Annotated in this window: 11 protein-coding genes; 4 read left to right on the forward strand and 7 right to left on the reverse strand. The window is 70.5% G+C overall.

Annotation, left to right across the window (positions count from 1 at the left end; genetic code table 11):
- Positions 1 to 26: 26 nt before the first annotated feature.
- The 6 genes from HNR61_RS44425 to HNR61_RS44450 are packed head-to-tail and all read right to left on the reverse strand — an operon-like array spanning position 27 to position 7,200.
- Positions 27 to 899, reverse strand: a complete 873-nt coding sequence (locus HNR61_RS44425) for an SDR family NAD(P)-dependent oxidoreductase (RefSeq protein ID WP_182849170.1) — start codon at positions 897 to 899, stop codon at positions 27 to 29.
- Entirely contained in the window at positions 896 to 1,342 is a 447-nt protein-coding gene (locus tag HNR61_RS44430; protein WP_220510542.1) for a Zn-ribbon domain-containing OB-fold protein, read from the reverse strand. Before HNR61_RS44430 ends, HNR61_RS44425 begins: the two co-directional genes overlap by 4 nt.
- Positions 1,339 to 2,544: a thiolase family protein gene (locus HNR61_RS44435; RefSeq protein ID WP_182849171.1), complete on the reverse strand. Its 1,206-nt coding sequence runs from the start codon at positions 2,542 to 2,544 to the stop codon at positions 1,339 to 1,341. Before HNR61_RS44435 ends, HNR61_RS44430 begins: the two co-directional genes overlap by 4 nt.
- Positions 2,541 to 4,733: a CaiB/BaiF CoA-transferase family protein gene (locus HNR61_RS44440; RefSeq protein ID WP_182849172.1), complete on the reverse strand. Its 2,193-nt coding sequence runs from the start codon at positions 4,731 to 4,733 to the stop codon at positions 2,541 to 2,543. The genes HNR61_RS44435 and HNR61_RS44440 overlap by 4 nt, the downstream gene beginning before the upstream one ends.
- Positions 4,730 to 5,917: an amidohydrolase family protein gene (locus tag HNR61_RS44445; protein WP_182849173.1), complete on the reverse strand. Its 1,188-nt coding sequence runs from the start codon at positions 5,915 to 5,917 to the stop codon at positions 4,730 to 4,732. The genes HNR61_RS44440 and HNR61_RS44445 overlap by 4 nt, the downstream gene beginning before the upstream one ends.
- Positions 5,918 to 5,949: 32 nt before the next feature.
- Positions 5,950 to 7,200 carry an LLM class flavin-dependent oxidoreductase gene (locus HNR61_RS44450; RefSeq protein WP_182849174.1) on the reverse strand — a complete coding sequence of 417 codons (1,251 nt, stop codon included), beginning with the start codon at positions 7,198 to 7,200 and terminating at the stop codon, positions 5,950 to 5,952.
- A gap of 230 nt (positions 7,201 to 7,430) precedes the next feature.
- On the opposite strand from HNR61_RS44450, the gene HNR61_RS44455 reads away from it, so the two are divergent.
- On the forward strand, positions 7,431 to 8,648 hold the full coding sequence (locus HNR61_RS44455; protein ID WP_182849175.1) for a DegT/DnrJ/EryC1/StrS family aminotransferase: 1,218 nt from the start codon (positions 7,431 to 7,433) through the stop codon (positions 8,646 to 8,648).
- 16 nt (positions 8,649 to 8,664) lie between these two features.
- On the opposite strand, the gene HNR61_RS44460 is transcribed toward HNR61_RS44455, so the two are convergent.
- The gene (locus tag HNR61_RS44460) at positions 8,665 to 9,135 is read right to left on the reverse strand and encodes a MarR family winged helix-turn-helix transcriptional regulator (RefSeq protein WP_182849176.1); all 471 of its coding nucleotides are present in this window, start codon (positions 9,133 to 9,135) and stop codon (positions 8,665 to 8,667) included.
- Positions 9,136 to 9,342: 207 nt separating this feature from the next.
- Between HNR61_RS44460 and HNR61_RS44465 the strand changes: the two genes are divergently transcribed.
- Genes HNR61_RS44465 through HNR61_RS44475 form a run of 3 tightly spaced genes read left to right on the forward strand, consistent with a single transcriptional unit; the run spans position 9,343 to position 13,859 of the window.
- Complete coding sequence (locus HNR61_RS44465) at positions 9,343 to 10,527, forward strand: acyl-CoA dehydrogenase family protein (RefSeq protein ID WP_182849177.1); 1,185 nt, start codon at positions 9,343 to 9,345, stop codon at positions 10,525 to 10,527.
- 12 nt (positions 10,528 to 10,539) lie between these two features.
- The gene (locus HNR61_RS44470) at positions 10,540 to 11,595 is read left to right on the forward strand and encodes an acyl-CoA dehydrogenase family protein (protein WP_182849178.1); all 1,056 of its coding nucleotides are present in this window, start codon (positions 10,540 to 10,542) and stop codon (positions 11,593 to 11,595) included.
- A complete protein-coding gene (locus tag HNR61_RS44475) occupies positions 11,592 to 13,859 on the forward strand; it encodes a CaiB/BaiF CoA-transferase family protein (protein ID WP_182849179.1) in 2,268 nt (755 codons plus the stop codon). Before HNR61_RS44470 ends, HNR61_RS44475 begins: the two co-directional genes overlap by 4 nt.
- Positions 13,860 to 13,876 lie beyond the last annotated feature (17 nt).

Genomic DNA, 13,876 nt, shown 5'->3' on the forward strand with positions numbered 1-13,876 from the left:
CGCGGCGGAGCTCCCGTGTCCTCCCCTCAGACCGTGCGCAGCCGGCTCGAGTCGATCTCTCCGGGCTGCCAGCCCTCGATCTCGCGCCTCCCGTCCAGGGAACGGACGCTCAGACCAAGCTCGACGACCAGGGACAGGCTGCCGGTGACCCGCCCGGTCAACCGGTCCGGGTCCCCGGTCAGCAGGGCGAGGGCCGCCTCCACAAAGGTCTCCATGGGTTCGGTGGCGTGCGCAGGCAGATCGGCGACGGCGGCCGCGTGGTCCGTGCGCACCGCACCCTCGGGGGCCAGGGCGTTGACCGCGACGCCGCGTCCGTGCAGGTCCATGGCCGCGCCGGTGGTCATGCGGTCCACCATGGCCTTGGTGCCGCCGTACAGGCAGGCCCCGCCGGATCGGTTGGGACCGTAGGGCGGTCCGACGCGGTGCCGCGCCTGGGCCGAGGTGATGTTGAGGATCCAGCCCGCACCGTCCCGGACCATGCCCGGGACGACCGTGCGGGCCAGGTCCCATGCAGCCCAGACGTTGACCTCCACCGCCTCGCGGAACGCCTCCCCGGTCATCTGGTCGAAAGCGAGGTCGAACACGCGCGGCGCGGCGGCATTGTTGACCAGCAGCGTGACCGGGAGCCCGAAATGCTCCTCGGCCTCTCGCACGGCCCGGTGCCGCCCTTCCTCGGACCGGATGTCGGCGGGGATCGCGAACGCGGTTCCGCCGGCTTCGGCGGCGAGCGCGACGGTCTCGGTCAGGGAGCCCGGGTAATGGCCGTCGCCGGGGCATGCGGTGCGGCTGACCGCGGCCACTCTGGCCCCCTCCGCCGCCAGCCGGACGGCCAGGGCCTGACCGATGCCGCGGCTGGCTCCAGTGATCAGTGCGAGCCTGCCCGCACAGGGAAGGGTCACGGGATCCTCCTCGGGTCCGGACGGAAGAAGGGTGCGCGGACCTCACCGGCGACGGTGCTGAACCGCAACGGGACGAACCGCGCTCGCACGCGTGCTCCGACGGCGAGGTCGCAGGGGCGTGCGTCGATCAGGCGGGTGACGAGCCGGACGCCGGGCGCGCCGTCGATCGTGACGACCGCGGCGACGAAGGGCACCTGGTCGGCGAAGGCGGGCAGGAACGCATGGTGCACGACGCTCCAGGAGAACAGCGTTCCGGCGGGCTCGACGCTCGTCCAGACGAGGTCGGAACCACCGCACCCGGGACAGCCGGGTTCGGGGTACCAGCAGAACCGGTCACACGCGCCGCACAGCGGAAACGCCAGCCGGTCCCGGGCCGCCGCCCTCCAGAATCCGCCGGTGAGCGGCTCGCCCGGATCGGGAAGCGGGAACGCGGGGGCCGTCATCGCGCCCTCCGCAGGACGAGAGCGCTGGCCTGCGGTCCGGTGTAGCCGCCGTAAACCGCGATCTCCGCACTCGCCACCTGCGCGTCGGCCTGGCCGCGCAACTGCCGGACCAACTCGGTGACATGGGCGATGCCCAGCACGTAAGAATGCGACAGCAGACCTCCGTGGGTGTTGGTCGGGATGCCTCCGGCGTCGTGGGCCAACGCCCCGCTCTCGGCCAGGGGACCGGCCTCGCCCTTCCCGCAGAACCCCAGGTCCTCGATCTGCATCAGCGTCACGATCGTGAACGGGTCGTAGACGGCGAGGACATCGACGTCGACGGGCCTGATCCCCGCCATCGCGAACGCGGCAGGACCGGCGAACACCTGCGGCGTGGTCGTGAACGCCGGTTGCTGTGCCCAGTGCCCCCCGGCGTGGCTCGTCCCCAATCCCACCCCGGCGACCTCGACCACCGGGGCCCGGAGATCCCGGGCGCGCTCAGGAGTCGTCATGACGTAGGCGGCGGCGCCATCGGAGATCAGGGAACAGTCCTCCTTACGGAACGGCTCGGCCACCGGCGGCGAGGCCAGATAGTCCCGCAGGTTCAGGCGCCGGTCGCACATCACCGCCGAGGGGGTGAGGTTCGCGTGCAGGCGGGTGGTGACGGCCACGCTGCCGAGCTGCTCGACGGTCGTGCCGAACTCGTGCATGTGCCGCCGGGCGATCGTGGCGAAGTAGACCGGTTGGGGGAACCAGCCGAACGGGACCTCCAACTGTCTCTTGGTGATCTTCTGGGCGTGGCTCTGACCAGGGCCGCCGGTCATCGATGACCGCTGGGTGGCCCAGGCCACGGCGAAGCTGTTGAGGATGTGACGTGCCGACCCGTCCGCCAGCGCCCGAGCAGCGGCGTGGGGGGCGGTGCCCGCCCAGACCATGCCGCCGCCCAGAGGGGACTCCCAGAGCGGACCCGTACTCCCGAACCAAGCGCGGAAGGCGTCGGCGTGCAGTTGGCCGGGGAAGGCCGGATGCGCCATGACCCCGTCAATGTCGGCCGGGGTGAGTCCCGCGTCGGCGATCGCGGCGGCCGCCGCCTCACCGGCCATCTCGGTGGGGGTACGACCGGAGGCCTTGCTGTGTGCGGCCTCGCCGATCCCGGCGATGGCCACACCCCCGGCCAGCCCGCCGAGGGGTTCGGCACATCCCCAATCCAGGGTCCGGTTCATTCGCGCCCCCACGGCGTTTCGCCGATGACACCCCGTGCGCGCAGCTCCGCCACGTCGCCCGGGGTGAGGCCGAGCAAGCCGGTGAGGATCTCGGTGTTGTGCTGACCGAGGGTGGGAGCGGGCCGGGTGAGCCAGGGCCGGCCGGCTCGCTGCGCGGATCTGAAGGGCGGACCGGGCAGGTCGAGCGGGCCCGCGACCGGATGGACGAGGCGCTCGAGGAACCGGCGGTGTTCCAGCTGGGGGTTCGTCGACGCCTCGGAAGGCGTGAGCACGGGAGCGGCTCGGATTCCTCGGGCGAGGAGGAGGGCGACTGTCTCGTCCCGAGCGCGGTCCCGCAACAGCGCTGAGAGCTCCTCATCGATGAGGTCATGGTCGTCGTCGCGCCCGACGCGTGGAGTCCAGCCGAGCACGGCGGCCAGGTCTCGCCATTGCTCGTCGGCATCGACGCTGATGGCGATCCACTGTTCCTCTCCCGCGCAGGCGTAGACGCCCCGCGGGACGGCGCGGACGTCGCGGTTGCCGGTCCGGGTGCGGACCGTTCCGGTGGCGGAGGCCTCGACGATGGCCTCGGCGGCCACGTTGAGGACCGCCTCGATCATCGGTGCCTCCACGAGAAGCCCCGTTCCCGTGGTGGCGCGTTCGTCCAGGGCGACCAGCGTGGCGAGCGCGGCGTGCACGCCGGCGATCGGATCACCAGCCTTGGGAAGCATGGGCGGAAGGTCCGGCTCCCCCGTGATCCACGCCAGTCCGGAGACCTGCTCCATGGTCTGGGCGAAGCCGGGCTTGTCCCGCCAGGGCCCGTCCAGTCCGAACGCGGGCATGCGGACGACGACCAGGCGGGGGTTGCGGGCGTGCAGCCGGTCGGGCGTGAGCCCGAGCTGGTCCAGGACCCGCGGCGTGAAGTTCTCGATCAGGACATCGCTGTTCTCGATGAGGCGTTGCAGCAGGTCGTGCCCTTCCGGGCGGGTCAGGTCCAGGGTGATCCCGCGCTTGCCGGTGTTGGCGCCGTGGAAGATCGGCCCGTACTCCCACCAGTCGTCGGCCTCGGGCCGGACGGTGGTGAAGCGCATGGGGTCGGGGCGGCCCGCGGACTCGACCTTGATGACCTCGGCTCCGAGGGCGGCCAGCAGGTGGGTCGCGGACGGGCCGGCCCAGAAGGCCGTCAGGTCGACGACGCGGACACCCCGAAGATCGACGAAGCGGGGCCGGCCGGTGCGCGCGGTCGGAGACTCGCCCCGCGGAACCGGACCGCGCGTCAGCCGGTAGGGGGTGCGAGGCCGCAGGAATCCTTCCGGGTGCGGGACGAGGACACCGCGTTCGCGAAAGTGCTCGATCTCCGGCAGGGCGTCCGGGCCGACCACCGGAGCGGCCGGAACGCGCAGGGCATCGGCGAGTTCGAGGATCTCGGCGACCGTGCGGGGCGTGGTCCAGGCATGGACCGCCTCAAGGAACTCGGCACGGCGTCGCCGCCTCCCCGCCGCGGTCGCCAGCTCGTCGTCGCCGAGGAGGTCGGGCCGCTCGATCATGACGAGGAAGTTCTGGAACTGCTGGGCCGTGATGGTGCAGAACCCGACGAAGCCATCCTTGGCCGGTTCGACCGAGGGCAGCTCCATCGAACGGACGGGGCCTTCCCGGTCCGGCGCGCCGAGCTGGTGGAAGAGGTGACCATAGGTGTTCTGGGTGAGCAGCATCGCCTCCAGCATCGAAACGTCGAGGTGGTCGCCGGCACTGGCCGTGAGCGCCGCGACGGCCGCGTATCCGGCGGCGGCGTACTCCCCCAGCCGCCCTCCCGCGCAGACCGGTCCCCTGTCGGGCGACCCTCGTGACGCCGTCGAACCGCACCACGCCTGAAGGGTGAACTCGTCAGCCGGCAGCCGCGACCACGGCCCGGTGCGTCCGAACGGGGATATGGAGACCACGAGCAGGTCGGGGTGGGCGGAACGGACAGGGGTGACGTCCAGTCCGGTGTCCTCGATGAGCACGTTCTGTCCGGCGGCGTGTGTCGCGACCGTGTAGCCGTCGATCGGTTGCGGACCGACCGATCGTTTGCCGGTGTGCAGGTGGTGGTCGAACGCCGAACCCCGGTTCTCATGATCGATCCTGGTCACCACGGCCCCCGCGTCGGCGAGCAGCTTGCCGCAGTAGCCGCCCGCGACGGTGTGGGAGACCTCAAGGACGTTCAGTTTCATGACGGGAGCGGGAGCTTGTACAGACGTGCGGCGTTGTCCTGCATGACCCCGCGGACCACGCCGGGAGCAAGTTGCGAGACAGCGGCGCCGACAATGTCGAGGCTGTCGGGGTACAGGCAGGTCGGGTGGGGGAAGTCGGTCTCGAACAAGACGTTCTCCGGCCCCACGCGGTCGATGGTGTGGGCGATGTCGTCGTTCTCGAACCAGAAGCAGGCGTGGATCTGCCGCCGGAAGTACTCGGCCGGCGACAGGGTGAGGTAGTCCATGCTGCCGGGCGTGGTCTCGCCGAGCTGGTGTTCGAGCGCCTCCAGGAAGAACGGGATCCAGCCGATGCCGCTCTCCACTGACACGATCTTCAGTCGGGGGTGCCGTTCGAGTACGCCCGAATAGATGAAGTTGGCCAGGACTCGGGCGTTGGTGAGGTACATCATCGCCGAGCCGACCGCCAGCTTCTGGTCCGGTCCGAGGCCGGGCCAGGGCGAGGACCCGAACCAGCTGAGGCTGTCATGAGCGGCGCCGATGTGGAAGTTGACCGGCATGTCCAGTCCCGCGCACGTCTCCCACAGCGGGTCCCAGGCCCGGTCGGAGAAGTCGGGCAACCCGGCTTCCTGGGGATCGCTGGTCGTGTTGACGCCGCGCAGCCCGAGCGCGTGCATGCGCCGCACCTCGTTCACCGAGGCGTCGATGTCCCACCAGGGGATCAGCCCCATGGGGAACAGCCGCTGACCGGACGCCTCCTGCAGCTCCGCCATCGCGTCGTTGTAGAGGGTCGCGCACAGGAGCTTGAGCGTGGGATCGGCGATGGCGCCGAAGCGCTGCCCGCCGAACCCCGCGGTGTTGGGGTAGATGATGTGGGCCCACACACCGAGCCGGTCCATGAGTTCAAGGCGCGCCCGGACGTCGTAGGCGGCGGGGGTGATGTCGTCGAACGTCCAGTCGATGAAGTCGGTGCCCCGGCTTCGCTCCCCGTCCTTGGTCACCACGCCCGAGGCGCCGGCCCGGCCGAGCACGGCGCCGTCGACGACCCATTGCGGGCCATCGTCGCCGTTGACGACCCGGGGAACCCGGTCCTCGAAGCCCTTGGGGGCCCGGGAGGTCCACATGTCGTGCGGCTCGGTGATGTGGGTGTCGGCGTCCACGATCCGGAGTTCCCGCAGGACCTCGGGGGCTTTGCTTGACGGCATGTTCGATGGTGCCTTTCCGGGAAGAGGGCGGTTCAGCCCTGGAACTCGGGGATGACCTTGGTGGCGAACAGCTCCAGGTTGCGCTTGACCGTGTCGAGCGGCAGCACCCCCTGCTGTCCCTGCATGAACAGGCCGAACCACTCCAGGTCGGGCATCCGGTCCAGCATCCGCTGGATCCCGCGCTTGACGTCGTCCGGGCCGCCGAGCAGCGCCATCTCGACCTCGTTCATGCGCTTGAAGTCGCCCTTCTCCGGGCTGATCGGCGTGTACCGGTCGTCCTCCTTGGTGCGAAGGACTTCCAGGTAGCCGAACGGGCCGAAGAAGGAGGCGAAGTCCTTCTGCATGCCCTTGCCATAGATCGACACCGCCTCTTCGCGGCTGCCCGCCATGCCCACCATCTTGAGGATGCCGGTGTGCTCGCCGAGCTTGTAGTCCTTGCCCTGCTTGGCGCATTCGTCCTGGTAGAGCTTGGCCTTGGCGGCGTGGTCGTCGGGGTTGGGGGTGAACATCCAGGGCATGATGCCCTCCTGCGCCGCCCGGATCACCGATCGGTCCGAGACGGTGAACGGCTGCCATAGTTCGGGGTGCGGGTTCTGGTAGGGCTTGGGACAGACCGAGACCGCCCGGACGACGCCGTCGTCATCGATCTCGCCGGGGGCGCCGAAGGTGCGGGTCCACTCGGCGGCGGGCCAGCCCTCGATCCCGTCGTACGGGCTGGGGACCTCGTACTCCAGCAGGTCGCTGCGGTAGCGGAGGGTGTCGTTCTCCCATGCCATCTTCATGATCTTCAGCACCTCGCCGAAGACGTCGAAGTTGCGGTCGTCGGACCTGGAGCCGTCGGACCGGGCCGCTCCGGCGTGCCAGCGCTGGCCCAGAACGTTCATCCAGCGGTTCTGGTAACCGCGGGCCACGCCCAGGCGCAGTCGGCCTTTGGAGAAGTGGTCCAGCAGCGCCACGTCCTCGGCGGCGCGGATCGGGTCCCAGGCGGGCAGCACCAGGCCGAGGGGGGCCAGCAGGATGCGTTCGGTGCGGGCGGCCAGGTCGGTGAGGAACATCAGCGGGTTGACCGAGAACTCGAAGCCCTCGGAGTGGAAGTGGTGCTCGGTCATCATGAGCGCGTCGAAGCCGATGCGGTCGGCGTGCACGGCGATCTCGCGCACCTCGTGCAGCAGCTTCTGGTACGACTCCACATCACGCCCGATCGGCCGCTTGGCCTTGGCGTTCTCCTCGGCCGCCCAGCCCGATCCAGGGATCTGCGGGTTCATGAAGATGGCGAATTTCATTGCTGTTCTCCTCGGATCAGAGGGCGATGAAGGCGCGCACGATCACCGGGTCCGCTCCGCCGTCACGTCGGTGACCCCAAGGGCTCCCGAACCCCTGCAGCGGTGCCGCGCGCATCGTCTGCATGCCGCCGTCGCCTCCCTCGGGGCTTGTCCGACTCCCGTCCCAGTGATACTTATCTCTACTTAGAGGCTATAAGCAAGAGCTGAATGCCAAAAAGAAAGGCCGGGCGATGACGGAACCGCGACGCGTCACCTACTCCGCCGCCGTGTACGACCACCACGAGATCGACGCTGTGGCCAGAGTGCTCGCCGAGGGGCAGAACGGGCTGCGGATCGGCCCGCACGTCGCCGAGATGGAGCGGCTGGTGGCCGGGCTGTTCGGCAAGAGGCGCGGCGTGATGGTGAGCTCGGGCTCGGCGGCGCTGTTCCTCGCCGTGGAACTGCTGGGCCTTCCCGCCGGATCCGAGGTCATCACCTCGCCCCTGACGTTCTCCACGGACCTGTCGGCCCTGGTGCGCGCCGGCCTGGTCCCCGTCTTCGTCGACGTCGAACCCGACACCTTCAACATCGACGTCAGCCGGATCGAGGAGATGGTCACCGCCCGGACCCGGGCGATCCTGGTCCCCAACCTCGCCGGCAACGCGCCGGACTGGGACGAGATCCGGGACGTCGCGGACCGGCACGGGCTCCGGGTGATCGAGGATTCCTGCGACGCCCTGGGCGCCACCCTGCGGGGCGCTCCGACCGGGCTGCGCTCCGACATCTCCGTGACGAGCTTCTCGCTGTCGCACATCGTCACCGCGGCCGGCCAGGGCGGAATGGTCCTGCTCGACGACCCCGACCTGGCCGATCGCTGCCTCGTGCTGCGCGGCTGGGGCCGCCGCTCGGAGGTGCGGCTCTACGGCTCCGGGCAGGGGGCCGAACGTGTCTTCCGCACCGACCTCGACGGCGTCCCCTACGACGACATGTTCATCTTCGACGAGCTCGGCTGGAACTTCCTGCCCACCGAACTGTGCGCGGCCTTCGGCGTCCAACAGGTGCACAAGCTTCCCGAGAACGTCGCGCGCCGCCAGCGCAATTTCGCCCTCTACACCGAGGCGCTCGCCCGGCACCCGGAGTTCTTCGTCCCGCCGCGCCAGACCGACGGCCTGGACACCGCCTGGCTCTGCTACTGCTTCCTCATCCGCCCGGACGCCGGGTTCGACCGCGCCGACCTACAGGCGTTCCTCGAACCGCGCGGCGTCGACACCCGCACGGTCTGGACGGGCAACGCGGCCCGCCAGCCCTTCCTGAAGAACGTCACGTTCCGGCAGCCGGACTCCGGCCTGCCGAACGCCGACGCGGTGCTGGAGCGGGGCGTGCTCATCTCCTGCAGCCATGGGCTCACCGACGAGCAGATCGCCTATGTCGGCGATCAGATCGACGCCTTCGTGGCCGGCAGGCGCTGAGATGGCCGGGCGCCCGTCATGGCTGGAACGAGGCACGGATGGCCTGCGCGAAGCGGCTCAGCAGGTCGCCGAACTCGGTGACCTCGCGGTCGGGCCAGTCCTTCAGGACCTCCCCGAGCATCGTCACGCTGGTCTCGTTGAGCCGGTCCATGGCGCGGTGCCCCGCCGGGGTCAAGGTGATGGAGACCGCGCGCAGGTCCCCCGGTTCCGTCGTCCGTTCGACGAGCCCGCCGGCCACCATGCGCGCCAGGACCTTGCTCACGTTGGAGGCGCTGGTGTGCGTCAGCTGCGCCAGGGAGGACGGGCGGGCGGTGCCGCCCGCCCGCTTGAGCTCCAGCAGGAGGGTCATGGTCGCGGCGTCGACGTCCACCCCGGCGCGCTCGATGATCAGGTCCTGCATCCCCACCGCGGTCCACCGGCCGAGGATCAGGCCGAACGCTTCGAGGATCTGAACCAGGCCCGGCTCCGGACCGGTCGGTGAAGTCATGGCCGCTGAACTCTTCCCTCGGGCAGGGTGGGGACATTAAAGTGTCGACTCGACATAGTTTCTATCCGACAGTATATCAGAGGCGCTGACCGAAGACCGCTCGGCGGGAGCGTGACCTCGCCCACGGGCCGGAGCCTAACCGGCCTCGGATCCGCACCCTGGTCACCGCCCGACCTCCCTGCCCGAACCGTAGACGGACGGATCTGGATGTATCTGGAGTACACCCCCGAGCAGATCGCCCTCCGCGACGAGCTGCGCGCCTACTTCGACCGGCTGATGACACCGGAGAGACGCCATGCCCTACGCGACGGCTACTCGGTGCCGGAGGCCACCACCGCCTACCGCGAGGTGGTCCGCCGGCTCGGCAAGGACGGCTGGCTGGGAATCGGGTGGCCCCGGGAGCTCGGCGGCCAGGGCCGCACCATGATGGAACAGGCGATCTTCGCCGAGGAGGCCGCCCGGTTCAGCGTGCCCACGCCGCTGCTGACGATCAACAGCGTCGGCCCGGCCATCGCGGCGTACGGCACCGAGGAGCAGAAGGCCACCCTGCTCCCCGCGATCCTGGCCGGGGAGGCCCACTTCGCCATCGGCTACTCCGAGCCGGAAGCCGGCACGGACCTCGCCTCGCTGCGCACCCGGGCCGTCCGGGACGGAGACTCCTACGTCATCAACGGCCAGAAGCTGTGGACCGGGATGATGGAGGCCGCCGACCACATCTGGCTCGCCGCGCGTACCGATCCGAAGGCTCCCCGGCACCAGGGCATCTCGGTGTTCCTGGTACCGCGTCACACCCGGGGCATCCATTCCACCCGGTTGCGCACCCTCGGGGACCATTCGGTCGCATCCGTCGCGTTCGACGAGGTCAGGGTGCCACTGGACGCCTGCATCGGCGGTGAGAACAAGGGCTGGTCCCTGATCACCGGTCAGCTCAACTTCGAGCGGATCGCGCTGGTGCCCTCGGCGGGGCTCGCCGCCCAGCTCGAACGCGCGATCGCCTGGGCCTCCGATGAGAGGTCACCGGGCGGCGAACGCCTCCTCGACCGGCCCTCGGTGCGGATGGCGCTGGCGCGGGCCCGCGCCAAGGTGGAGTTCCTGAGGCTGCTCAACGCCAAGGCGGCCGCCGCCGTCGACGCCGAGCAGCTCGCCCCGGCCACCGCCTCCGCCGCCAAGGTGTTCGGCAGCCAACTCCATGTCGAGTTGAACGACGCCCTCCTGGAGCTGGCCGGGCGCCGCGGCTATCTGACCCGCGGCGCCCCCGGCGCGGTCCTGGACGGCGGACCCGCCAAGGCGTTCCGGTCCGTGCACGTCATGACCTTCACCGGTGGCGCCAACGAGATCCAGCGCGACCTCATCGCGCAGCTCGGCCTCGGCCTCCCTCGTACCGGACGTTAGGAGAGCAGAAGGATGGACTTCACCTTCGACGAGGACCAGGAAAGCCTGCGGGAGCTGGCGAGGGAGATCCTCGGCGGTTCCACGGAAGACGACCGCCGGTGGCGGGACCTGGCCCGGTCGGGACTCCTCGGTATCACCCTTCCCGAGGAGCTGGGCGGATCGGGAGGGTCCTTCGTCGAATTCTGCCTGGTCGTGGAGGCCGTAGGCGCGTCCGGCGCACGGGCGCCGCTGATCGACGGCATCCTTCTCGGGGCGGCCCCCGTCGCCGTCTTCGGCACGACCGAGCAGAGGTCCCGGTTGATCCCGCCCATCTGTGAGGGAACGGCGCTGATCCCCGGAGCACTCGACGAAGGGCGGGTGCGGGTGACGAACGACGGTGGTTGGAGTCTCACCGGAACCCGGCCCTTCGTTCCCCTGGCCGACACCGCCGAGCGGGTCCTCGTCGCCGCCGACGATGCCGAGGGCCGAACCGGGCTGTTCCTTGTCGACCCGTTCGACGACCGAGTGGAGCTTCAGCGGCAGGACACCTTCACGGGTCGACCCGAGTTCCTCATGCGGTTCGACTCCGCGCCGGTCCCCCCGGAGGACGTGCTGCGCGTCCCGGGTGAGGGCGCCGAGGTACTCGACTGGCTGCTCCCGCGCGTCACGACGGCCTTGTGCGTGCATCAGCTCGGGTGCAGCCAGGCGGCGCTCGACCTGACCGCCGCGCATCTGCGCACCCGCGAGCAGTTCGGTCGCCCCCTCGGCGCGTTCCAGGCCGCCAGCCAGCGCATCGCCGACGCCTACATCGATGTGGAGGGACAGCGGCTGACCGCGTGGCAGGCGGCATGGCGTCTGGCCGAGGGGATGGACGCCGCCGAGGCCGTGGCCATCGCCGCCTGGTGGGCCTGTGACGCGGGCTCCCGGGTCCTGCACAGCGCCCAGCATCTGCACGGCGGGTTGAGCACGGACCTGGACTATCCGCTGCACCGCTTCGTCCTGGAGGGCAAGCGCAACGAACTGGTCCTCGGCGGCGCCTCCGCCGCGCTGCTCGAACTCGGCGACATCCTGGCCGGGAGCGCGTCATGAGCGCCGGAGCGCCCTTGGCCGGGTTGCGTGTCGTGGAGATGTCCCGCACGCTCGCCGGAGCGTACGCGGGCAAGTTGTTCGCCGACTGCGGCGCCCGGGTGACCTTGATCGAACCCCCCGGAGGTCATCCGCTCCGCAACGGCTCGAAGGCCCTGTTCTCCTTCCTGTCCTCCCACAAGCGCACCGCGGGGGAGGACAGCGCCGAGGAGCTGGTCGGCCAGGCCGACATCCTGATCCGGGAGCTGGACGAGCCGGGCGACGGCCCCGCCGCACCGGTGACCGTCGAGATCTCCCCGTGGGGCCGCGGCGGCCCGTGGTCCGGGCAGGGAAGGCCGTGGACGGATTTCACCCTGCAGGCCGAGAGCGGATCCCTGCGGCTGCGTGGCCTGCCGGATTCCTACCCGCTGATGGCCGGAGGCCGCCCCGCCGAGTGGGTCGCGGGGGCGCTCGCGGCGAGCGGCGCGCTGGCCGCCGTCACCGGAGCCGGCGCCGCTCGTCTCGATGTGGCGCTTCTGGACGTGCACACCTACGTCACGAACCTGTTCGTCGACGCGGGCGCGGCGCTGCGGGAGGAGGCGCGGGAGCCGGCGGTCATGCGGCACCGGCTCAGCCCCTCCGTGGAACCGGTGTCCGACGGCTGGGTGGGCTTCAACCTCGCGTCCGCGCAGAACCTGCAGGACTTCATGGTGCTGGTCGAAAGGCCGGACCTGCTGGAGGACGAGGAGCTCTCCACCCACTACGGCCGCTACCGGCGCGCCGGGGAGTGGAACGAGATCGTGCAGAGCTGGACCCGGCGGCATTCCCTCCGGGACGTCCTCGAACGGACGGCGCTGTTCCGGATCCCGTCCTCACCGGTTCACAACGGGGCCACCGTCGTCCAGGACGAGCACATGGTCGAACGGGGTTTCTTCATCACCGAGGGCACGGGTACCCCCCGTCCCGACGTCCCCTTCCTGATCGACGGCGGGAGGCCCCGACCCGACGAGGCGGCAGCCGCGTCACAACCGAGGCGCCCACGGACGCGCACCGGCACTGGCACCGACAGGCCCCTGACCGGGCTGCGTGTACTGGATCTGGGCACATGGTGGGCGGGTTCGTTCGCTGCCACCCTGCTTGGCTCCCTGGGCGCCGACGTGCTGAAGGTCGAGTCGACCCGGCGGGTGGACGGAGCCCGGCTCCTCCAGGGGGACCCACGGCGGGAATCGTGGTGGGAACGGGGGCCCTTCTTCCTGGGGGCCAACCACAACAAGCGCTCGATCACACTCGACCTCACCGATCCCGAGGGCTTGGAGCTGCTCGAACGCCTGATCGCGGACGCTGACGTCCTGCTGGAGAACTTCGCCCCGCGCGTACTGGACAACCTCGGCCTCGACTGGCCGAGGGTGCACGCCCTCAACTCCACGCTCGTCATGCTCCGGATGCCCGCGTTCGGGTTGACCGGCCCGCTGCGCGACAGGGTCGGCTACGCCCAGACCGTCGAGCAGTACGCGGGCCTGTGCTGGGTGACCGGCTACCCGGACGGCCCACCCACCAACCCCAACGGCCCCGCAGACCCGATGGGAGGCGCCAACGCGGTCTTCGCCCTGCTCGCGGCCTTGCGCAGGCGAGCGGAGACCGGGCAGGGCCTGCTTGTCGAGGCTCCCCTGGTCGAGGCGGCTCTGACCATGGCGGCCGAGCAGGTGCTCGAGGCCGGCGCCACCGGGCGTGTGATCGGCCGCGACGGCAACCGATCCCCCGGCGTGGCGCCCCAGGGCGCTTATCCCTGCTCGGGCACCGAGTGCTGGGTGGCGATCTCCGTGGTGACCGACGAGCACTGGGCCGCCCTGCGGGACCTGGTCGATGTGCCGCGCTGGCGTGAGGATCCCGCGCTCGAAACGTATGCGGGCCGTAAAGCCCAGGAGGACGAACTCGACCGGGAACTGGCCGAGTGGACCCGCGACCGGGATGCCGCGGAACTCGTCAGCGCGCTGCTGGCCCGCGGTGTACCGGCCGCGGAGCTCACCGATCCCCGGTTCGTCCACGAACATCCCCAGCTCGCCGCGCGCGGCCTCTTCGAGGAGATCGAGCACCCGGTGGCCGGGCGCGTCGTCCTCCCCGTCGTCCCCTATCGCCACTCCGGCATCGACCGCTGGTCGGTCCTGCCGCCCCCCACTCTCGGCCAGCACAACCACGAGGTGCTGGAGAAGGAACTCGCGCTCCCACCCCGGCGGCTGCGGGAACTCGCCGCCCGCGGCGTCATCGGCACCCGCCCCGATCACCTGTGACCTTCGAGGAGACCCGC

Source organism: Actinomadura kijaniata (assembly GCF_014138665.1).
Classification (GTDB): domain Bacteria; phylum Actinomycetota; class Actinomycetes; order Streptosporangiales; family Streptosporangiaceae; genus Spirillospora; species Spirillospora kijaniata.

Excerpts from the sequence above, each read along its gene's own strand:
- HNR61_RS44430 (WP_220510542.1), bottom strand. The coding sequence starts at position 1,342 with ATGACGGCCCCCGCGTTCCCGCTTCCCGATCCGGGCGAGCCGCTCACC.
- HNR61_RS44435 (WP_182849171.1), bottom strand. The coding sequence starts at position 2,544 with ATGAACCGGACCCTGGATTGGGGATGTGCCGAACCCCTCGGCGGGCTG.
- HNR61_RS44440 (WP_182849172.1), bottom strand. The coding sequence starts at position 4,733 with ATGAAACTGAACGTCCTTGAGGTCTCCCACACCGTCGCGGGCGGCTAC.
- HNR61_RS44445 (WP_182849173.1), bottom strand. The coding sequence starts at position 5,917 with ATGCCGTCAAGCAAAGCCCCCGAGGTCCTGCGGGAACTCCGGATCGTG.
- HNR61_RS44450 (WP_182849174.1), bottom strand. The coding sequence starts at position 7,200 with ATGAAATTCGCCATCTTCATGAACCCGCAGATCCCTGGATCGGGCTGG.
- HNR61_RS44455 (WP_182849175.1), top strand. The coding sequence starts at position 7,431 with ATGACGGAACCGCGACGCGTCACCTACTCCGCCGCCGTGTACGACCAC.
- HNR61_RS44460 (WP_182849176.1), bottom strand. The coding sequence starts at position 9,135 with ATGACTTCACCGACCGGTCCGGAGCCGGGCCTGGTTCAGATCCTCGAA.
- HNR61_RS44465 (WP_182849177.1), top strand. The coding sequence starts at position 9,343 with ATGTATCTGGAGTACACCCCCGAGCAGATCGCCCTCCGCGACGAGCTG.
- HNR61_RS44470 (WP_182849178.1), top strand. The coding sequence starts at position 10,540 with ATGGACTTCACCTTCGACGAGGACCAGGAAAGCCTGCGGGAGCTGGCG.
- HNR61_RS44475 (WP_182849179.1), top strand. The coding sequence starts at position 11,592 with ATGAGCGCCGGAGCGCCCTTGGCCGGGTTGCGTGTCGTGGAGATGTCC.